Origin of the sequence: Azoarcus olearius, from assembly GCF_001682385.1 — a bacterium.
Classification (GTDB): domain Bacteria; phylum Pseudomonadota; class Gammaproteobacteria; order Burkholderiales; family Rhodocyclaceae; genus Azoarcus; species Azoarcus olearius.
Window position 1 is genome coordinate 517,556 of sequence record NZ_CP016210.1, and the last position, 18,884, is coordinate 536,439.

Annotated in this window: 21 protein-coding genes; 12 read left to right on the top strand and 9 right to left on the bottom strand. The window is 69.4% G+C overall.

Annotated features, from left to right (window positions below; genetic code table 11):
• Nucleotides 1-21 precede the first annotated feature (21 nt).
• From dqs_RS02385 to ubiA, 8 genes are all read left to right on the top strand, one after another.
• Nucleotides 22-1,311 carry an O-acetylhomoserine aminocarboxypropyltransferase/cysteine synthase family protein gene (locus dqs_RS02385; protein ID WP_065339555.1) on the top strand — a complete coding sequence of 430 codons (1,290 nt, stop codon included), beginning with the start codon at nucleotides 22-24 and terminating at the stop codon, nucleotides 1,309-1,311.
• Nucleotides 1,308-1,895: a DUF2802 domain-containing protein gene (locus tag dqs_RS02390; RefSeq protein ID WP_065339556.1), complete on the top strand. Its 588-nt coding sequence runs from the start codon at nucleotides 1,308-1,310 to the stop codon at nucleotides 1,893-1,895. The genes dqs_RS02385 and dqs_RS02390 overlap by 4 nt, the downstream gene beginning before the upstream one ends.
• A complete protein-coding gene (locus dqs_RS02395) occupies nucleotides 1,892-2,653 on the top strand; it encodes an SPOR domain-containing protein (protein WP_065339557.1) in 762 nt (253 codons plus the stop codon). The genes dqs_RS02390 and dqs_RS02395 overlap by 4 nt, the downstream gene beginning before the upstream one ends.
• Before the next feature lie 82 nt (nucleotides 2,654-2,735).
• Complete coding sequence (fliW, locus tag dqs_RS02400; RefSeq protein ID WP_011764210.1) at nucleotides 2,736-3,176, top strand: flagellar assembly protein FliW; 441 nt, start codon at nucleotides 2,736-2,738, stop codon at nucleotides 3,174-3,176.
• Between the two features lie 99 nt (nucleotides 3,177-3,275).
• Nucleotides 3,276-3,656: a RidA family protein gene (locus dqs_RS02405; protein WP_011764211.1), complete on the top strand. Its 381-nt coding sequence runs from the start codon at nucleotides 3,276-3,278 to the stop codon at nucleotides 3,654-3,656.
• Between the two features lie 7 nt (nucleotides 3,657-3,663).
• A complete protein-coding gene (gene recG / locus dqs_RS02410) occupies nucleotides 3,664-5,703 on the top strand; it encodes an ATP-dependent DNA helicase RecG (protein WP_065339558.1) in 2,040 nt (679 codons plus the stop codon).
• Between the two features lie 54 nt (nucleotides 5,704-5,757).
• Nucleotides 5,758-6,327, top strand: coding sequence for a chorismate--pyruvate lyase family protein (locus dqs_RS02415; protein WP_011764213.1), 570 nt, complete (start codon nucleotides 5,758-5,760; stop codon nucleotides 6,325-6,327).
• Nucleotides 6,314-7,177 carry a 4-hydroxybenzoate octaprenyltransferase gene (gene ubiA, locus dqs_RS02420; RefSeq protein WP_065339559.1) on the top strand — a complete coding sequence of 288 codons (864 nt, stop codon included), beginning with the start codon at nucleotides 6,314-6,316 and terminating at the stop codon, nucleotides 7,175-7,177. The genes dqs_RS02415 and ubiA overlap by 14 nt, the downstream gene beginning before the upstream one ends.
• A 97-nt stretch (nucleotides 7,178-7,274) precedes the next feature.
• Here ubiA and dqs_RS02425 read toward each other — a convergent pair whose 3' ends face one another.
• The 3 genes from dqs_RS02425 to dqs_RS02435 form a co-directional block, all read right to left on the bottom strand.
• Entirely contained in the window at nucleotides 7,275-11,144 is a 3,870-nt protein-coding gene (locus dqs_RS02425; protein WP_065339560.1) for a DUF3683 domain-containing protein, read from the bottom strand.
• 122 nt (nucleotides 11,145-11,266) lie between these two features.
• Nucleotides 11,267-11,620 carry a RidA family protein gene (locus dqs_RS02430; protein ID WP_011764216.1) on the bottom strand — a complete coding sequence of 118 codons (354 nt, stop codon included), beginning with the start codon at nucleotides 11,618-11,620 and terminating at the stop codon, nucleotides 11,267-11,269.
• Nucleotides 11,621-11,664: 44 nt separating this feature from the next.
• The gene (locus tag dqs_RS02435; protein WP_065339561.1) at nucleotides 11,665-12,078 is read right to left on the bottom strand and encodes a YqaA family protein; all 414 of its coding nucleotides are present in this window, start codon (nucleotides 12,076-12,078) and stop codon (nucleotides 11,665-11,667) included.
• A gap of 135 nt (nucleotides 12,079-12,213) precedes the next feature.
• On the opposite strand from dqs_RS02435, the gene dqs_RS02440 reads away from it, so the two are divergent.
• Nucleotides 12,214-12,648 (top strand): PsiF family protein, encoded by a 435-nt coding sequence (locus dqs_RS02440; protein WP_065339562.1) that lies wholly within the window; start codon nucleotides 12,214-12,216, stop codon nucleotides 12,646-12,648.
• A 79-nt stretch (nucleotides 12,649-12,727) separates the two neighbouring features.
• On the opposite strand, the gene dqs_RS02445 is transcribed toward dqs_RS02440, so the two are convergent.
• The 3 genes from dqs_RS02445 to dqs_RS02455 all read right to left on the bottom strand — a co-directional run bounded on the left by dqs_RS02445 (nucleotide 12,728) and on the right by dqs_RS02455 (nucleotide 15,430).
• Nucleotides 12,728-13,594, bottom strand: coding sequence for an FHA domain-containing protein (locus dqs_RS02445; protein WP_065339563.1), 867 nt, complete (start codon nucleotides 13,592-13,594; stop codon nucleotides 12,728-12,730).
• Nucleotides 13,595-13,690: 96 nt separating this feature from the next.
• Nucleotides 13,691-14,626, bottom strand: a complete 936-nt coding sequence (ttcA, locus tag dqs_RS02450) for a tRNA 2-thiocytidine(32) synthetase TtcA (RefSeq protein WP_065339564.1) — start codon at nucleotides 14,624-14,626, stop codon at nucleotides 13,691-13,693.
• A 57-nt stretch (nucleotides 14,627-14,683) separates the two neighbouring features.
• Nucleotides 14,684-15,430 carry a pteridine reductase gene (locus dqs_RS02455; RefSeq protein WP_065339565.1) on the bottom strand — a complete coding sequence of 249 codons (747 nt, stop codon included), beginning with the start codon at nucleotides 15,428-15,430 and terminating at the stop codon, nucleotides 14,684-14,686.
• A gap of 111 nt (nucleotides 15,431-15,541) precedes the next feature.
• Here dqs_RS02455 and dqs_RS02460 point away from each other — a divergent pair, with 111 nt between their 5' ends.
• Nucleotides 15,542-16,714 (top strand): class I SAM-dependent methyltransferase, encoded by a 1,173-nt coding sequence (locus dqs_RS02460; protein WP_011764222.1) that lies wholly within the window; start codon nucleotides 15,542-15,544, stop codon nucleotides 16,712-16,714.
• A gap of 39 nt (nucleotides 16,715-16,753) precedes the next feature.
• Here dqs_RS02460 and dqs_RS02465 read toward each other — a convergent pair whose 3' ends face one another.
• Nucleotides 16,754-16,972, bottom strand: a complete 219-nt coding sequence (locus dqs_RS02465; RefSeq protein WP_011764223.1) for a hypothetical protein — start codon at nucleotides 16,970-16,972, stop codon at nucleotides 16,754-16,756.
• Between dqs_RS02465 and dqs_RS21185 the strand changes: the two genes are divergently transcribed.
• Nucleotides 16,959-17,087, top strand: a complete 129-nt coding sequence (locus dqs_RS21185; RefSeq protein WP_011764224.1) for a hypothetical protein — start codon at nucleotides 16,959-16,961, stop codon at nucleotides 17,085-17,087. The two genes, dqs_RS02465 and dqs_RS21185, sit on opposite strands and share 14 nt — an antisense overlap.
• A 94-nt stretch (nucleotides 17,088-17,181) precedes the next feature.
• Here the strand turns inward: dqs_RS21185 and dqs_RS02470 are convergent, their stop codons facing one another.
• Together dqs_RS02470 and dqs_RS02475 are read right to left on the bottom strand one after the other, a co-directional pair.
• Nucleotides 17,182-17,988 carry an alpha/beta hydrolase gene (locus dqs_RS02470; protein WP_065339566.1) on the bottom strand — a complete coding sequence of 269 codons (807 nt, stop codon included), beginning with the start codon at nucleotides 17,986-17,988 and terminating at the stop codon, nucleotides 17,182-17,184.
• The gene (locus dqs_RS02475) at nucleotides 17,985-18,605 is read right to left on the bottom strand and encodes a glutathione S-transferase family protein (protein ID WP_065339567.1); all 621 of its coding nucleotides are present in this window, start codon (nucleotides 18,603-18,605) and stop codon (nucleotides 17,985-17,987) included. The genes dqs_RS02470 and dqs_RS02475 overlap by 4 nt, the downstream gene beginning before the upstream one ends.
• 81 nt (nucleotides 18,606-18,686) lie before the next feature.
• Here dqs_RS02475 and dqs_RS02480 point away from each other — a divergent pair, with 81 nt between their 5' ends.
• Nucleotides 18,687-18,884 carry a DUF2905 domain-containing protein gene (locus dqs_RS02480; protein WP_011764227.1) on the top strand — a complete coding sequence of 66 codons (198 nt, stop codon included), beginning with the start codon at nucleotides 18,687-18,689 and terminating at the stop codon, nucleotides 18,882-18,884.

Here is an 18,884-nt window from a genome sequence, read left to right on the forward strand (position 1 = left end):
TTCCTCAGCGTCCCCGCGCCCATGCCCGATCATCGCTTCGGCATAGAATCCCTTTGCCTGCACGCCGGCCAGCAGCCCGACGCCGAAACCGGCGCGCGCGCGGTGCCGATCTACCAGACCACCTCCTTCGTCTTCGATTCGCCCGAGCACGCGGCCGAACTGTTCAACCTGCAGACCTTCGGCAACGTCTATTCGCGCATCTCCAACCCCACGGTGGCGGTGTTCGAAGAGCGCATGGCGGCGCTCGAAGGCGGCCGCGCCGCGCTCGCCACCTCGTCCGGCCTGGCCGCGCAGATGACCGCGCTGCTGACGCTGGCGCAGGCGGGCGACGAAATCGTCGCGGCGCGCACGCTGTACGGCGGCAGCTATTCCCAGCTCGACGTCAGCCTGCGCCGGCTCGGCATCGGCACGGTGTTCGTCGATCCGTCCGACCCGGAGAACTTCCGCGCCGCGATCACCGACCGCACCAAGGCGGTGTATGGCGAGATCATCGGCAACCCCAGCCTCAACGTGTTCGACGTGGCCGCGGTGGCGGCGATCACCCGGGCTGCCGGGGTGCCGCTGGTGATCGACAGCACGCTCGCCTCGCCCTACCTGTGCCGGCCGCTTGAGCACGGCGCCGACATCGTCATCCACTCGGCCACCAAGTACATCGGCGGCCACGGCACCACCATGGGCGGCGTGCTGGTCGAATCCGGCACCTTCCCGTGGGACAACGGCCGCTTCCCGCAGATGGTCGAACCATCGCCGGGCTACCACGGCGTGCGTTTCTACGAAACCTTCGGCAACTTCGGCTTCACGATGAAGGCGCGCATGGAAACCCTGCGCACCTTCGGCCAGGCGCTGTCGCCGTTCAACGCCTTCATGCTGCTGCAGGGGCTGGAGACGCTGCATGTGCGCATGGACCGCCATGTCGCCAATGCGCGCGCGGTGGCGGACTTCCTCGCCGCCCACCCGGCGGTGGCGTGGGTGAATTACCCCGGCCTCGCCGCCAGCCCCGAGCACGCGCTGGCGCAGCGCTACTTCCCCAAGGGCCCGGGCGCCATCCTGTCCTTCGGCATCCGCGGCGGCCAGCCCGCCGGCGAGCGCTTCATCGAGGCGCTGCAGATGATCAGTCACCTCGCCAACGTCGGCGACGCCAAGACCCTGGTGATCCACCCGGCCTCGACCACCCACCGCCAGCTCTCCGAAGAAGAGCAGCGCGCCGCCGGCGTGCCGCCGGACATGGTGCGGCTGTCGGTCGGCATCGAAACCCTGGACGACATCCTCTGGGATCTCGACCAGGCGCTCGCGCGCGGAGCCGCGGCGTGAGTCTGCGCCTGCTGCTCGGCATCGCGATCGCATTGCTGCTGCTCTACGGCGGCTGGCAGCTGCTGCGCGCAGTGCGCGGCGGCTGGCGCGCGGGACGGGCGGACCGCCCGGCGCCGCAGCGCCTGGCGCCGGTAACCGACGACGACGCGCCCGACGATGACGAAGACGACGGCGGCTTCGACTACGCGCCGCTGCCGGCCGCGGCCGAGCGCGCCCCGGCGCCGGTGGCGACGCCTGCTGCGGCCCCCGCGCCGGTCCGATCGCCGCCGCCGGCGGGGCCGGACGCCTTCCAGCTCGAACTCGAACTGCAGCGTCTGCGCCGTGAAGTCGCCGGCCTGCGCGCCGCGCTCGACGTGCAGCAGCAGGAAATCGGCGGTCTGCACGACAGCCTGCGCACACTGCGCGAACAGCTCGAAAGCGGGCTTGCGGGGCAGAACGCGTCGCCCGAGTACAGCGAGGCGCTGGTGTTCGCCCGCCGCGGCCTGCCGGTGGAGGCGATCGCCGAGCGCTGCGGTATCACCGTGGCCGAGGCCGAGCTGGTGCGCGCGCTGGCGGCCCGCAGCGACGACGGGGCCGCGCGGTGAGCGAAGACACCCGCGCGGGCCGCAACGCCGCGCTGCTGCGCGCCGGCATTGCGGTGGCGGCCGCGCTGGCGCTGCTGGTGGGGCTGCTGGTGGTGGAGGACGGCCGGGACCCGGCCGCGGACCTGACTGCGGCCGCGGTGCAGCCCGCCGCGGTACCTGGGGCTGCGGCGCAACCCGCGCCCCCCGCTCAGGCGGATACGGACAAGGCCGCGGCAGCCGCGGTGGCACTCCCGGCCATCAGTGCCCCCGCAGCCACGGCACCCGCCCCCGCAGCCACGGCACCGGCAGCCGCTGCTGAAGCGCCCGCCATGCCGGCGCCCCCAACGGCAGCGGCACCCACATCAGCATCATTACCCAGCCCGGCGGAACCGGCCGGGGCTGCGGTTTCCCCCCAGCCCGCCGCGGCCGCAATCGCCGGCGCTGCGGCGCGCACACTGCCCGAGGCGCCGGCGAGCGCGCCGGTGACGCCGCCCGGCGCCCCGCGGCCGCCCGCCGTGCCGGCGGTGCCGCCGGTGCCCGCGGTGGTGGCCGCGCCGGTGAAGGATGGTTATCTGCTGCAGCTCGGGGTATTCGGCAATCCGGTCAACGCCAGCGCCTTGCAGGCCGAACTCGCCGCGAAGGGGCTGCCGGCACGGGTCGAGAGCCGTGTCGTGCTCGGCCCCTTTCCCGACCGCAAGAGCATGGAAGCGGCGCAGCGCCAGTTGCAGCGGGCGCACCGCCAGGAAGGCATCGTCGTGCCGCCCAGGGGCGGCCGCTAGGAGTCCGGCCGCCGCCGGCGGCCGGTGTGGAGCAGGCGGACGGGCAACGCGGCCCGTCCGGGATCAGCAGGAGGAAAACAACATGAAGATCGAAAGCCCGGTATTCGGCAGCGCCGAAGTGTCCGATGACAAGGTGATCGAGTTCCCGGCGGGCTTGCCGGGTTTCGAACACTGCAAGCGCTTCGTGCTGGTGCATGAAGAAGGCAGCGACACCGCGGTGTTCCTGCTGCAGAGCGTGGACGACGCCGACGTGGCGTTCTCCATCACCGGCCCCGAGCAGCTCGGCATCAACTACGAGTTCGCGCTCAGCGACGAGGAAGTCGCGACGCTGGGGCTGGCCAGCCCGGCCGAGGCGCTGGTGGCGGTGATCGTGCGCAAGGACGGCGAGGCGGGTTCGCCGGCCAGTACCGGCCTGCGCGCCAACTTCATGGCGCCGCTGGTGATCAACGTCGAGGGCCGGCGCGGCCTGCAGAAGGTCATCAACCGCCTCGGCTGCGACATCGTCCTGCGCGAACGCGCCTGAAATCCGCCGCCCGCCCGGCCGCACGCCATGCGCATGGCGGCGGCGGGCGGCGCGCGCCGGTTTACAATGCGGCTCTCAGACCCATCCGAGGAAGACTCCATGAGCCGCAGCATCGTTTCCACCCCCAATGCGCCCGCCGCGATCGGTACCTACTCGCAGGCCGTAAAGGCCGGCGGCACGGTTTACCTGTCCGGCCAGATCGGTCTCGACCCGGCCACCATGCAGTTGGTGGACGGCTTCGAGGCGCAGACCGTGCGCGTGTTCGAAAACCTGAAGGCGGTGGCCGAGGCCGCGGGCGGCTCGCTCGCCGACGTGGTCAAGCTCACCATCTATCTCACCGACCTCGCCAACTTCGCCAAGGTGAACGAGATCATGGCGCGCTATTTCGCCGAGCCCTATCCGGCGCGCGCCGCGGTAGGCGTCAAGGAATTGCCCAAGGGCGCGGTGGTCGAGGCCGACGCCATCCTGGTGCTCGGCTGAGCGCCACGTGCAGTCGGGCTGGGCGGGACTGGGCGAGCAGCTCGCCTCGCGCCTGCGCAAGCTGGACCTGCACCGGCAGGAGGACCTCGTCGTCCACCTGCCGCTGCGCTACGAGGACGAAACCCGGCTGACGCCGATCGGCGTCGCCCGCGCCGGCTTTCCGGCGCAGATCGAAGGCGAGGTCACCTCCTGCGAAGTCGTGCTGCGCCCCCGCCGCCAGCTGGTGGCGCGGGTGCGCGACGACTCGGGCACGCTCGTCGCGCGCTGGATCAATTTCTACCCTTCCCAGCAGAAGCAGCTTGCGGTCGGGCGCCGGGTGCGGCTGTTCGGCGAAGTGCGGGGCGGCTTCTTCGGCGACGAGATGGTGCATCCGCGGGTGCGCAACATCGACCCCGGTGAAGGCTTGCCGGAAGCGCTGACGCCGGTGTATCCGACTACAGCCGGGCTGGGCCAGGCCACGCTGAGGAAGCTGATCGACCGCGCGCTGAAGACGGTGCCGCTGCAGGATCTGCTGCCGGAAGACGCGCGCCGCGCGCTCGACCTGCCCGGCTTCGCCGAGGCGCTGACCGCGCTGCACCACCCGGCGCCGGATGCCGATCCGATCGCGCTGGAGAACCGCGAGCATCCGGCCTGGCGGCGCATCAAGTTCGAGGAACTGCTGGTACAGCAGCTCTCGCTGCGGCGCGCCTACAACGCCCGCCGCGCGCGCGAGGCGGTGGTGCTGCCGGCGCGCCAGCAGCTCACCGCCGGACTGGTCCGCGGCCTGCCGTTCGCGCTCACCGGCGCGCAGCAGCGCGCGGTCGGCGAGATCGCCACCGACCTCGGCGCCGCCCATCCGATGCAGCGCCTGCTGCAGGGCGATGTCGGCAGCGGCAAGACCATCGTCGCCGCGCTCGCCATGCTGCAGGCCGCCGAGAACGGCTGGCAGGCGGCGCTGATGGCGCCGACCGAAATCCTTGCCGAACAGCACTACAAGAAGCTCGCCGCCTGGCTGGAGCCGCTTGGCGTCGGCATCGCCTGGCTGTCGGGCAGCCGCAGGAAGCGCGAGCGCGAGGCCGAACTTGCCAGGTTGCAGAGCGGCGAGGTGCTGCTCGCCGTCGGCACCCACGCGCTGATCGAGGACGAGGTCGCACTGCCGCGCCTCGCGCTGGCGATCATCGACGAGCAGCACCGTTTCGGCGTGCGCCAGCGCCTGGCGCTGCGCGAGAAGGGCGCGCACGGCCTGCGCCCGCACATGCTGATGATGTCGGCCACGCCGATCCCGCGCACGCTCGCGATGACCCACTACGCCGACCTCGACGTCTCGGTGCTCGACGAACTGCCGCCGGGGCGTACGCCGATCCGCACCAAGCTGGTGTCGGAGGCGCGCCGGGAGGAGGTCGTCGGCCGTGTGCGCGACGCCTGCCTGCAGGGTCGCCAGGCCTACTGGGTGTGCCCGCTGATCGAGGAGTCCGAGGCGCTGCAACTGCAGACCGCGCTCGACACCTACGCCGCGCTGTCGGAGGCGCTGCCCGAACTGCGTGTGGGCCTGGTGCACGGCCGCCTGAAGGCCGACGAGAAGTCGGCGACGATGGCCGCCTTTTCCGCCGGCGAGCTGCAGGTGCTGGTGGCGACCACGGTGATCGAGGTCGGCGTGGACGTGCCCAATGCGAGCCTGATGGTGATCGAACACGCCGAGCGCTTCGGGCTCGCCCAGTTGCATCAGCTGCGCGGGCGGGTCGGGCGCGGCACCGCGGAATCGGTGTGCATCCTGCTGTTCGCCCAGCCGCTGTCGGAGAACGGGCGCGCGCGGCTGAAGGTCATCTATGAACACACCGACGGCTTCGCGATCGCGCGTGAGGATCTGCAACTGCGCGGCCCGGGCGAATTCGTCGGTGCCCGCCAGAGCGGCGTGCCGCTGCTGCGCTACGCCGATCTGGAACTCGACGCCGGGTTGATCGAACCCGCGCGCGCACTTGCCGAACGCCTGCTGCGTGACGCCCCCGCCCAGGCCGATGCACTGATGCAGCGCTGGCTCGGTGGGCGGGAGTCGCTGCTGCGCGCCTGATGGCCGAGCCGGTCGGCTAAGATCACGGCCTTGCTCCGCTTTCCCGTGTCACCGATGCAGCACCCCGCTTCCGGCGAGTCCTGGCTCGCCCGCCCGCCGCGCACCGCCGAGCGCCGGCTGCGCCCCTGGCTGACCGATCCCGCCTCGCTCACCGCCCGTATCCGCATGCGCTGCGGCATGTTCGGGGTGCGGGTGCTGCGCCAATCGGCTGGCGCCCTGACCCCAGACGAACGCCGTCTGCTCGGCCTGCGCGCCGGCGAGCGCGCACTGCTGCGCGAGGTGCTGCTGATCGCCGACGGTCGCCCGGTGGTGTTTGCGCGCAGCGTGCTGGCGCAGCGCGAGCAGCGCGGCGGCTGGCTGCGGTTGTGGCGCGGCATCGGCAGCCGGCCGCTGGGCGCGGCGCTGTTTTCCGATCCGCGCATCCGCCGCCAACCGCTGGCCTGCGCCCGCATCGGGGCCGCCGACGCGCGTTATCATCTTGCCCGACGCGCGCTCGCCGGCGCCGCGACGCTGCCGCCGGCACTGTGGGCGCGGCGCTCGGTGTTCCGCCTGCATGGCCGCTCGCTGCTGGTGAGCGAGTTCTTCCTGCCCGCGATACTCGGATTGCCCGATGACCCTCTCTGACCGTCTTCCCCTCTACGGCCGCCTGATGCGGCTGGACAAACCGATCGGCTCGCTGCTGCTACTGTGGCCCACGCTGTGGGCGTTGTGGCTGGCCGCCGACGGCAAGCCACCGCTGCACGTGCTGGTGATCTTCACGATCGGCACCGTGCTGATGCGTTCGGCCGGCTGCGTGATCAACGACTACGCCGACCGCGACTTCGACGGTCATGTCGAACGCACCCGCAACCGCCCGCTCGCCACCCGCGCGGTGAGCACGCGCGAGGCGCTGGCGCTGGCGGCGGGGCTGTCGGCGTTGTCCTTCGTGCTGATCCTGCCGCTCGATCCGCTGGTGATCTGGCTGTCCTTTCCGGCGCTGTTCCTCGCCGGGAGCTATCCCTTCACCAAGCGCTTCTTCGCGATCCCGCAGGCCTATCTCGGCATCGCCTTCGGCTTCGGCATCCCGATGGGTTTCGCCGCGGTGCAGGGCGACGTGCCGCTGATCGCGTGGGTGATGCTGCTCGCCAACATCTTCTGGGCGGTGGCTTACGACACCGAGTACGCGATGGTGGACCGGCCCGACGACCTCAAGATCGGCATCAAGACCTCGGCGATCACTTTCGGCCGCTTCGACGTGGCGGCGGTGATGCTGTGCTACGCGGTGGCGCTCGGCCTGCTCGCCTGGGTAGGCGCGCAGGCGGGGCGCGGCGCGCTCTACTTCGCGGGTCTGGCGGTTGCGGCCGGTATGGCGCTGTACCACTACACGCTGATCCGCCACCGCGAACGGGCCCCGTGCTTCAAGGCCTTCCGCCACAACAACTGGCTGGGCGCGGCGGTGTTCGCCGGGCTGGCGCTGGACTACCTGATCGGCTGATCCGCTCGCGCGGGCGCCGAAAAAGACATCGCCGGCGGCGGGGTGACCCGCGGCCGGCGATGTGCGTTTACGTGGCCGCCCGCGCGGCCCCGGGGGCTTACAGCAGCACGCGTTCGATGCCGCCGCTGTTGGCCTTGGCGACGTAGTCGGGCATCCAGTTGTCGCCGAGCAGATGCTTGGCGACCTCGACCACGATGTAGTCCGGCTCCACGCCGCCGGCGTCGTCGGCGTAGCGGTGCAGGCCCTGCAGGCAGGCCGGGCAGGAGGTGAGGATCTTGGTCGGCGCGGTGGGCTGGCTTTCGCGCAGCTTGGCGACGCCCTTCTCGATCTCTTCCTGCTTGCGGAAGCGCACCTGGGTGGAGATGTCCGGGCGCGCGACCGCCAGCGTGCCGGATTCGCCGCAGCAGCGGTCGTTGAGATCGACCCGGGTGCCCATCAGCGCGTTGGCCACCTTGATGCCGGAATGCACCTTCATCGGGGTGTGGCAGGGCTCGTGGTACATGTAGTTCACGCCCTGGATGCCTTCCAGCTTGACGCCCTTTTCCATCAGGTACTCGTGGATGTCGAGCAGCCGGCAGCCGGGGAAGATCTTCTCGAATTCGTACTTCTGCAGCTGGTCCATGCAGGTGCCGCAGGACACGATCACCGTCTTGATGTCGAGGTAGTTCAGCGTGTTGGCGACGCGGTGGAAGAGCACGCGGTTGTCGGTGGTGATCTTCTGGCCCTTGTCGTCCTCGCCGGCCGAGGTCTGCGGGTAGCCACAGCACAGGTAGCCCGGCGGCAACACGGTCTGCGCGCCGACGTGGTAGAGCATGGCCTGGGTGGCCAGCCCCACCTGGCTGAACAGGCGCTCCGAGCCGCAGCCGGGGAAGTAGAACACCGCTTCCGAGTCGCCATTGACCTTCTGCGGGTCGCGGATCACCGGGATGACCTTGTCGTCCTCGATATCCAGCAGCGCGCGGCTGGTGCGCTTGGGCAGCTTGCCCGGCATCGGCTTGTTGATCAGGTGGATGACCTGGGCCTTGATCGGCGCCTTGCCGAGCGTGGCCGGCGGCGCCTTCACCTGCGGCTGCACCAGGCCGAGCGATTTGCCGACCTTGTGGGCGAAGCGCTGCGCCTTGAAGCCCCATTCCAGCATGCCGGTGCGGATCAGCTTGATCGTCGCCGGGTCCTTCACCGTCAGGAAGGCCATCGCCGCGGCCTTGCCGGGGTTGAACGACTTCTTGCCCTGCTTGCGCAGCAGGTTGCGCATCTTGATCGAGACGTCGCCGAAGTCGATGTCCACCGGACAGGGCTTTTCGCACTTGTGGCAGACCGTGCAATGGTCGGCGACGTCCTCGAACTCGGCCCAGTGCGCCAGCGACACGCCGCGGCGGGTCTGCTCTTCGTAGAGCATGGCCTCGACCAGCAGCGAGGTGCTGAGGATCTTGTTGCGCGGCGAGTACAGCAGGTTGGCGCGCGGCACATGGGTGGAGCACACCGGCTTGCACTTGCCGCAACGCAGGCAGTCCTTGATGTCGTGCGCGATCTCGCCGATCTCGGTCTGCTCCATGATGAGGGACTCGTGCCCCATCAGGTTGAAGCTCGGCGTGTAGGCGTTGTCGAGGTTGCCGCCCTTCATCAGCTTGCCGCGGTTGAAGCGGCCTTCCGGGTCGACCTTCTGCTTGTAGGCCCAGAAGTTGGCCATCTCGGCGTCGGTGAGGTAGTCGAGCTTGGTGATGCCGATGCCGTGCTCGCCGGAGATGACGCCGTCCAGGCTGCGCGCCAGCGCCATGATGCGGTCGACCGCGCGGTTGGCGGTCTGCAGCATCTCGTAGTGGTCGGAGTTCACCGGGATGTTGGTGTGCACGTTGCCGTCGCCGGCGTGCATGTGCAGCGCCACGAACACGCGGCCGCGCAGCACCTGCTTGTGCAGTTCGGCAATGCGGGCGAGCACCGGGCGGAACACCACGCCGTCGAAGATCTTGTCCAGCCGCGGCTTGAGTTCGGTCTTCCACGACACCCGGATGGAGTAGTCCTGCAGGCGGTGGAACAGGCGCGGATTGGCGGCGCGGTTGGAGAGTTCGCCGGCGACGATGCCGTAGGCGGCGAAGCGCGATTCCGCTTCTGCCAGCGGCAGGTCGAGGTTTTCCAGCAGCCATTCCCAGCGCAGCCGCACCGCTTCGACGTAGTTGAGCGCGGCCTCGCGGCGGTCGCCGATGAGTTCTTCGGAGGCGAGGTTGGCATCGCCCTGGTCGAGCGGCAGCTCGCCGCGCAGGAAGCCGGCCAGCGTGTCGCATAGTTCCAGCTTGTTCTGGATCGACAGCTCGATGTTGATGCGCTCGATGCCGTCGCAGTAGTCGCCCATGCGCGGCAGCGGGATCACCACGTCTTCGTTGACCTTGAAGGCGTTGGTGTGGCGCGAGATCGCCGCGGTGCGGGAGCGCTCCAGCCAGAAGCGCTTGCGCTGCTCCGGCGACACCGCGATGAAGCCTTCGGCGCCGCGCACATTGGTCATGCGCACCACTTCGGAGGCGGCGGCCATCACCGCGTTCTCGTCGTGGCCGACGATGTCGCCGATCAGCACCATCTTGGGCCGGCCGTGGCGCTTGGCCTTGGTGGTGTAGCCCACCGCCTTCACGTAGCGCTCGTCGAGGTGTTCGAGGCCGGCGAGCAGCACGCCCGCGGCGTTGCCGGCACCGCCCGGCTTGAAGTAGTCGGTGATCTCGACGATGGCCGGCACCGCCTCGCGCACCTGGCCGAAGAATTCCAGGCAGACGGTGCGGGTGACCGGCGGCATCTTGTGCAGCACCCAGCGCGCCGCGACGATGAGGCCGTCGGTGCCTTCCTTCTGCACGCCCGGCACGCCGCCGAGGAACTTGTCGGTGACGTCCTTGCCCAGCCCGTCCTTGCGGCAGGCCGCGCCCGGCATCGCGAGGATTTCCTCGCCCAGCGGCTTGTAGCTGATGCCGTCGAAGCGGCGCAGGCGGAAACGCACGGTTTCCTGCTCGTGGATCTTGCCGAAGTTGTGGTCGAGGCGTTCGACTTCCAGCCAGTTGCCGTCCGGCGTGACCATCTTCCACCACGCCAGGTTGTCGAGCGCGGTGCCCCACAGCACCGCCTTCTTGCCGCCGGCGTTCATCGCGATGTTGCCGCCGATGCAGGAGGCCGAGGCCGAGGTCGGGTCGACCGCGAACACGCGGCCGGCGGCCGAGGCCGCTTCCGACACCCGGTCGGTGACGACGCCGGCGCCGGTGCGGATGGTGGCGTAGGGCGCGGCCATCGGCTTGCCGTCGGCGTCGGGCAGGGCGATGTCCTCGACCGCGCTCATCGCCAGCAGCTTCTCGGTGTTGATCACCACCGAATTGGCGTCCAGCGGTACTGCGCCACCGGTGTAGCCGGTGCCGCCACCACGCGGGATGATGGTCATGCCGAGTTCGATACAGGCGCGCACCAGCGGCGCCATTTCTTCCTCGGTGTCGGGGTAGAGGACCACGAAGGGGTATTCGACGCGCCAGTCGGTAGCGTCGGTGACGTGCGACACGCGGGCGTGGCCGTCGAAGCAGATGTTGTCGCGGCGGGTGAGGCGGCCGAGCGACTTCAGCACCGCCTTGCGCTTGCGCGCGCTGTCGTCGAACCAGCGCTCGAAGTCGGCGACGGCCTCGCGCGCGCGGCCGATCAGCAGGGCGACGCGGTCGTTGCCCTGGCGGCGCTTCTCGACCTCGCTGACGCGGTGGTTGAGCGCGCCGACCAGCGCCTCGCGGCGCTCGCGGCTGGCGAGCAGGTCGTCTTCCAGGTAGGGATTGCGCCGCACCACCCAGATATCGCCCAGCACTTCGTACAGCATGCGGGCCGAGCGCCCGGTGATGCGTTCGCTGCGCAGTTCGTCCAGAACCGACCACGCCTCGGCGCCGAGCAGGCGGATGACGATCTCGCGGTCGGAGAACGATGTGTAGTTATAGGGGATTTCACGCAGACGTTGGGTCATTGGCGTACCGGGCAAACTGCTGCAGGGGAACCCGCGATTCTATCGAACCGCAGTGCAACACGCAGCAGAAATCAAGACCTTATGTGGGGTGCGGGCTTGTTGCGCAGCGCCCGGGGAGGGTTTCACGCGACGGCCGCGGTGAGCGCGATCTCGATGCGCCAGCCGGCTTGCGCCAGCCCGGCCACGCGCACGCACGCCCGCGACGGCGCCTCGCCGGGCGGCAGCCAGGCTTCCCAGGCCGCGTTCATCGCGTCGTAGTCCGCCATGTCGGTGAGGTAGACCGTGGCCATCAGGATGCGTGCCTTGCTGCTGCCGGCGTCCATCAGTTGCCGTTCCAGGCTGGCGAAGATCTCACCGGCCTGGGTAGTGACGTCGCCGCCGGTGCTGCTCGGCACCTCGACGAGGTAGACCGTCTGGTTGTGGATCACTGCGTCGGCATAGCGGGCGGTGACGCCCTTGCGCACGATGGGCTGCATCGTTGTCTTCCGGGGGAGGGGACCGCCCAGTATACCGCCGCCGCTCAGCCCAGCAGCCAGGCGATCGCGGCGTAGCGCGCGCCCTTGCCGATCGCCATCCAAAGCAGGCAGGGCAGCCACGGCAGGCGCAGCAGGCCCGCGCCGGCGCATAGCGCGTCGCCGATCAGCGGCACCCACGACAGCAGCAGGCTGAGGCTGCCATAGCGCCGCACCAGCGCCAGCCGCGGCGGCACTTCCTTGCGCGGCAGCAGGCGCCCGAGCAGGTAGGTGCTCATGCCGCCCAGGGTGTTGCCCAGCGTCGCCGCCGCGAGCGCAGGCCATAGCAACTGGGGGCTGGCGAGCAGCAGTGCGGCGAAGGCCGCTTCCGAACCGCCGGGCAAGACAGTGGCGGCCAGCAGGGCGCTGATGAACAGGGCGCCGAGCGTGGTGGCCGGCTCAGCTGCGGCGATCAGTTCCATGCCGGTGCGGCGGCGTCGACAATGACCATGTCATTGACATGGAAATATGACAAATGCAGAATCCGGCGCGTTCCGCCGTTGTCCTCAGGGATCCTCGTCGAGGGTCTTTCCATAGTCATTTCCAGGAGAGTTGCAATGAAGAAACTGTTGTCGGCGTTTGCGCTGGCCGTGTCCTGCACCGCCATGCTGCCCGCCGAGGCGCAAGCCAATCCGCAGCACGAAAGGATGAGACGCTGCAGCCAGGAAGCCAAGGAACAGACCCTGAAGGGCGACGAGCGCAAGGCCTTCATGAGCACCTGCCTGAAGGGCAAGCACGACACCGGTACGGAAACCGCCACGGCGCCGGCCAAGCCTGCAGCGAAAGCCGCTGCAGCCAAGCCTGCCGCCGAGAAATCCGCCGCCGACAAGACGAGCACGGCGAAACCGGCCGCAGCCGACAAGGTGGCCGAGGCGGATGCCGCACCGGTTGCACAGCGCAGCAAGATGAAGACCTGCAACCAGTCGGCGACCGAACAGTCGTTGAAGGGCGATGCGCGCAAGGCCTTCATGAGCGAGTGCCTGAAGGGCTAGGTGCGCCGCTGCGGTATGGCGTGCCCGGCGCCCGCGACGGTGGTGACCGTCCGCGGCGCCGGTTCCGTCGCGGGAAGACTCAGACGATGTCGAAGAAGACGAGATCGCGCTCGATCTCGTTGGCGGAGAAGCCGCAGCCGATGCGGCCCGGGCCGGACAGCACGATCTCGTCGTCCTTGACGCAGCGTTCGCCGACGCCGTCGATGGAGACGAAGCTGCCGTTGGTGCTCTGGTCGATGAGGATGAAGCCTTCGCGGCGCCGCTCGATGCGCGCATGCTGGCGCGACGCGCGGGCATCGATGATCACCACGTCGTTGCCGAGTTCGCGTCCGAGCAGCAACACCGGGCGTTGCTCTTCGACGAACAGGATTTCCTGCTGGTGGCGCAGCCGAAGGCGTTGCGAGACGCGCGCGCTGGGCGGTACCGAGGTGACCAGCCCGACCCGCTGGCCGATCGCGTAGACCGGCCATTCCAGCTTGTCGAGATCGGCGTCGTGGATGGCTTCGGTGCCGGCGAAATGGCGCGTAGAGGCCGACAGCAGCATGACCGCGGCCCCGCTTGCCAGCGCCTGACCCGGTCTGGACAGCGACGCCAGCCGCCGCGCCACATCGAAGCCTTCGCCGGTTGCGCTGTCACCCTCGGCCGCGCCGTAGTGCAGGCCGATGCGCATGGTGAGGCGCGTGCCACTGACCGGCGGCAGGCTCAGGACCCGTTCCAGCATCTCGCAACTTGCCAGCACGGCCGCATCGCAGCGTTCGAAAACGACATCGACGTGGCCGTCGGCGCGCGCGACGATCGTGCCGCCATTGCCTTCGATGGCGCGGTCGATGCGGTTGAGGCAGCGCTCGACCGCGTGGCCGGCCTCGGTTGCGCCCAGGCGTCCGACAAGCCGGTCGTGGCCAAGCACTTCGGCGACGAGCAGGCACAGATTTCTTCGATCGGACATGGTGGCGTTATTGTTGTGGAGCGGGTAGGCCGGTGTCGGCGCTGCGGCTCATGATGATCAAATGATGACGGGCACGCAAGCCGAAATGGCAACGGTCTATGTCGCGCTGCGGTCCCCGTCGTCGTCGGCGCGCCGCAGGGTGATCGGCGCCGCGGCCGCGGGCAGTTCCGGCGGGTCGAACACGGTATCGCCTTCACCCACCCGGGTGTCACGGGTGAGGCCGACGAAGTCGAACAGCGCGCTGTCCGACAGGTGCGACGGCACCACATTGCGCAGCGAGGTTGCGAGCGATTCGATGCGTCCGGGGTAGTCCCTGGCCCAGCCTTGCAGCATCGTCTTGATCTGCTTGCGCTGCGCGTTTTCCTGCGAGCCGCACAGGTTGCACGGGATGATCGGGAAGTCCATGCCGCGCGCGAAGCGCTCGATGTCGTTTTCGGTGCAGTAGGCGAGCGGGCGGATCACGACGTGCTGGCCGTCGTCACTGACCAGTTTGGGCGGCATGGCCTTGATCTTGCCGCCGAAGAACATGTTGAGGAAGAGCGTTTCCAGCATGTCGTCGCGGTGGTGACCGAGCGCGATCCGGGTGGCGCCGATTTCCTTTGCCGTGCGGTAGATGATGCCGCGCCGCAGGCGCGAGCACAGCGAGCAGGTGGTCTTCCCTTCCGGAATCTTGTTCTTGACGATGGAATACGTGTCTTCGGTGACGATGCGGTACTCGACGCCGATCGATTCGAAGTAGGCGGGCAGCACGTCGTCCGGGAAGCCCGGCTGCTTCTGGTCCAGGTTCATCGCGACGATGCGGAAATCCACCGGGGCGCGTTCGCGCAGCGCCAGCAGGCAGGACAGCAGCGTGTAGGAGTCCTTGCCGCCCGACACGCACACCATCACGGTGTCGCCGTCGCCGATCATGTTGTAGTCGGCGATGGCCTCGCCGACGCCGCGCTCCAGCTTCTTCTTCAGGCGCAGAAAGGTATTGGAATGGCGGGATTCGGCGGCGCTGGGCGCGACGGCAGGCAATGCGGCGGTGTTCACTGGAACTGCTCGGAATGGGATGGCGGGATTATACGCCCGCGCCCCCGCCCGCCTGCCTCAAAGATGGGCACTGCGACCGCCGTCCACCGCCAGGATCTGGCCGGTGACGTAGGGCGCATCGACCAGCAGGAAGCGGACTGCACGGGCGATGTCGGCCGGCGCGCCTTCGCGCTGCAACAGCGTGTGGCGGACGATCTGCGCGCGCGCCTCGGCGTCGAACTGTGTGTCCTCCGGCCATACGATCGGCCCCGGCGCGACGCCGTTCACCCGTACCGCCGGCGCCAGTTCAACCGCCAGCGCGCGCGTCAGGCCCACCAGCCCGGCCTTCGCGGTGCAATACAGCAGATAGCCCTTCAGCGGCCGCTCGGCGTGAATGTCCACGATGTTCACGATGCTGCCGGCGCGGCGCGTGAGTTCTGCCGCGAGCGCCTGGCTGAGGAAGAGCGGACCCTTGAGGTTGGAGCCGACGAGATCGCTCCAGGCCGTTTCGTCGATCGTGCCGAGCGCGGTCGGGAAGAAGCTGGACGCGTTGTTCACCAGGCCGTCGATGCGACCGAAGCAGTTGAGCGCAGCGGCTGCGACGCGCGCCGGCTCGCCATCCGCAGCGAGGTCGCCGGCCACCACCGCGGCGGAGCCGGGGCGAAGGGCGTTCAGCCCTGCAGCCAGCGTCTCCGCCTCGGCTGCAGAGCGGCGGTGGTGGACGATGACGCGCGCGCCGCTCGCATGCACGAGGCGGGCGATCTCGGCGCCAACGCGGCGTGCGGCGCCGGTGACGAGGATGACGGGGGCTTCTGCGGTGTCCATGGGTCCGCCATTGTCGGGCCTCGCGGCGTCGCTGCAAACCCCGTTGCCGATTCCGCGGCGGCAGCGCCCCGGGCGATACAATGCCGCCTCCTTCGAAATCCGGCCCGTCCTATGTCCTCCCTGCCCGAACCCAGCGCCGACGCGCTGGACCAGAGCGCCCGCCTGGTGGCGCTGCTCCACGCCGAGATCGCCGCCGCCGGCGGCTGGCTGTCGTTCGCGCGCTACATGGAGATCACGCTCTACGCGCCCGGCCTCGGCTACTACAGCGGCGGGGCGCGCAAGTTCGGGCCGGGCGGCGACTTCATCACCGCGCCCGAACTCACGCCCTTGTTCGGCCAGGCGCTCGCCAGCCAGGTGGAGCAGGTGATGCGCGCGAGCGCGCCGGCGGTGATCGAGGTCGGCGCCGGCACCGGCCTGCTCGCGACCGACCTGCTGCTCGAACTGGAGCGTCGCGGCTGTTTGCCCGACAGCTACGGCATCCTCGAACTGTCGGGCGAACTGCGCGAGCGCCAGTTCGATACGCTTGCCAGTCAGGCGCCGCACCTTGCGGGGCGCGTGCGCTGGCTGGAAAGCCTACCCGAGTCCTTCAGCGGCGCGGTGGTCGCCAACGAAGTGCTGGATGTGATGCCGGTGCATCTGGTGGTGGCGCGCGCCGAGGGCCTGTTCGAGCGCGGCGTCGCGGTGGTGCAGCGGGAGGACGGGCCTGCGCTGCAATGGGCCGACGTTCCGGCCGCCGGGGCGGTGCGCGAGGCGGCACTTGCGCTGCAGCTGCCGACGCCGTCGTCGGGTGAATACGTCACCGAGATCAACCTGGCCGGCGGTGCGTGGGTGGCTGCCTGGGCGGAACGCCTGCGCCAGGGCGCGATGCTGCTGATCGACTACGGCTATCCGCGCGCCGAGTATTACCTGCCGTCACGCTCCGGCGGCACGCTGCTGTGCTACTACCGGCACCACGCGCACGGCGACCCCTTCCTGTGGCCCGGGCTCAACGACATCACGGCGTTTGTCGATTTCACCGCGGTGGCCGAAGCGGCGTTCGGCGCCGGCCTGGACGTGACCGGCTACACCACGCAGGCGCAGTTCCTGTTCAACTGCGGCGTGCTGGAGTGCCTCGCGCGCCGAGGGCCGGAAGAGCGCCCGGAGTACATCCGCGCGGCACGCGCGGTGCAGCGCCTGACCGCGCCGCAGGAAATGGGCGAGCTCTTCAAGGTGCTGGCGGTGTCGCGCGGGCTGTCCGAACCGCTGCTCGGCTTCGCCCGCGGCGACCGCCTGCACGCGCTGTGAGGCAGTCGGGGCGGGCTTCGACCCGCCCCCGCGCGGGCCTTATTCCTGGTTGCGGTAGATTGCGGCGAGGAAGGCCTCGATGTCCGCCGGCGGCGGCATGCTGTCGTGCCGGCGGCGGGGCGCCAGTTCGATTTCCTGCAACTGCACCGCGACTTCCGGAGTGGGCTGCGGCAGCCAGCTGGCGTTGAGGATTTCCTCGCCGTAGGCAGGGGGCTCGGTAAGCGCTTTGCCGCTGTTCATTTCCATGACGATCACCATGATGGCCTCCGCAGTGCTGGTCGACGTGCTGTCCCCTTGCCTGCTTAACGGCCGCGCGGCGGCGGACTTGAGCGGAAGGCGGATTCAGGGCAAGAGCCGGGTCGCGCTGCGCTGAAGGGGCCGCCGGGGCGGCGGCCTTGAAGTGATCGTCGCGCGGGCGCCGGCGGGCGGCGAGGAAGTTTTCCACGCCGCCGCGCGCGGGGCCGTCGTCAGCCGCCGAACGGTTCGAGCCAGGCGTGCATGTGGCGCGCCACCTGCTCCCAATCCTGCTCCAGCATCAGGCCGTGGCCCATGCCGCCGAAGATGGTCGCGGTCGTGCCGTAGGTGGCGGCGGTCATGTGCACCTGGTCGGGTGGAATCAGCACGTCGTGCTGGGCGCCGAGCACCTGCAGCGGCGGGCGGTGCATCAGCAGCGGCGTGGGCAGGTTGAACAGCGTCATGTCCCAGATCGCGCGGTGCGACTCCGGCTGGCTGAGCCGGTAGTAGCGTTCGAGCGTGGCCTCGTCCACCGGCTGGTGGAACAACGCTTCGCGCAGGCTGGCGATGTCGACCTCCGAGCCGCCGAGGATGCGGTTGAGGTCGTTCAGCAGATGGGGGCGGGACATCATCAGGCCGAGCGCGGAGCCCATCAGGCCCTGCGGCGGCACCGAGGACATCAGCACCGCAGCCGGCACGCGGTGGCGCTCCAGGTACTTCTGCACCACCATCCCGCCCATCGAATGGCCGATCAGGATCGGCGGCGCCGGCAGCTTGCCCGCCACCTCGACCACGTCGGCCACATAGTCGGCGATCGAGTAGGCATCGAGCCGGTCGCGCCGGCGGCTGCCACCATGGCCCGACAAGGACAGCGCGTAGGCGGCCCAGCCGTGGCGTGCGAACCACGGGAGGAAATACTCTTCCCAGCACCACGCGCCGACATAGGCGCCGTGGATGAACAGCAGCGGCGTTTCAAAGGCCGGCGTGCCGGCCGGGGCGTGGCAGATGACTTCCAGTTCTCCGAAACGGGTGCTGTTCATCGCGGCACCTCCATGCCGCGCTGCACCGCGGGGCGCGCTGCGATGGTTTCATACCAGCGCTTGACCTCCGGGTAGCGGGCGAGGTCGATGCCCTGCCATTTGTGCCGGTCTATCCATGGCCAGGTGGCGATGTCGGCGATCGAATAGGCTGCGCCGGCAAGCCAGTCGCGCCCCGCGAGGCGGGTGTTGAGGACGCCGTACAGACGCACCGCTTCCTTCGAGTAGCGGTCGATCGCGTACGGAATGACGTCCGGCGCAAAACGCAGGAAGTGGTGCGCCTGGCCCAGCATCGGGCCGATGCTTCCCATCTGCAGCATCAGCCATTGCAGGGTTTCCAGCCGCTCGCGTGGCTCGGCCGACAGCAGCTGGCCGTGCTTCTCGGCGAGGTGGATCAGGATCGCGCCGGATTCGATCAGCGTGATCGGCGCACCGCCCGGGCCCTCGTCATCGACCAGCACCGGAATCTTGTTGTTCGGGCTGAGCGCGACGAAGCCCGCCTCGTGCTGCTCGCCGCGGGTGATGTCGATCGGCCGGACGGTGTAGTCCAGTCCCAGTTCTTCGAGCGCGATCGAGATCTTGCGTCCGTTGGGCGTACCCCAGGTATAAAGCGTGATCATGCGTGTACTGGCTCTGTCGGATGCCCGCTGCGGGGTCGTTGGGGTGGGTCCGGAAGGTCCGGTTCTTGTATGGAGCGTGGGATGCTGAAGTGGTTCGTGGTGGTCGTGATCGTGGTGCTCGTCAGCGGTTTGATCCAGCCCGGCCTGGCCCGTCGCCTGCGCCTGGGCTATCTGCCCGGCGATGTTGCAATCCGCGTGCGCGGGCGCAGCTATCGCTTTCCATTCGCCACCACGCTGCTGTTGTCCCTGCTGGCGTGGCTGCTGCTGCGCGCCCTCTGA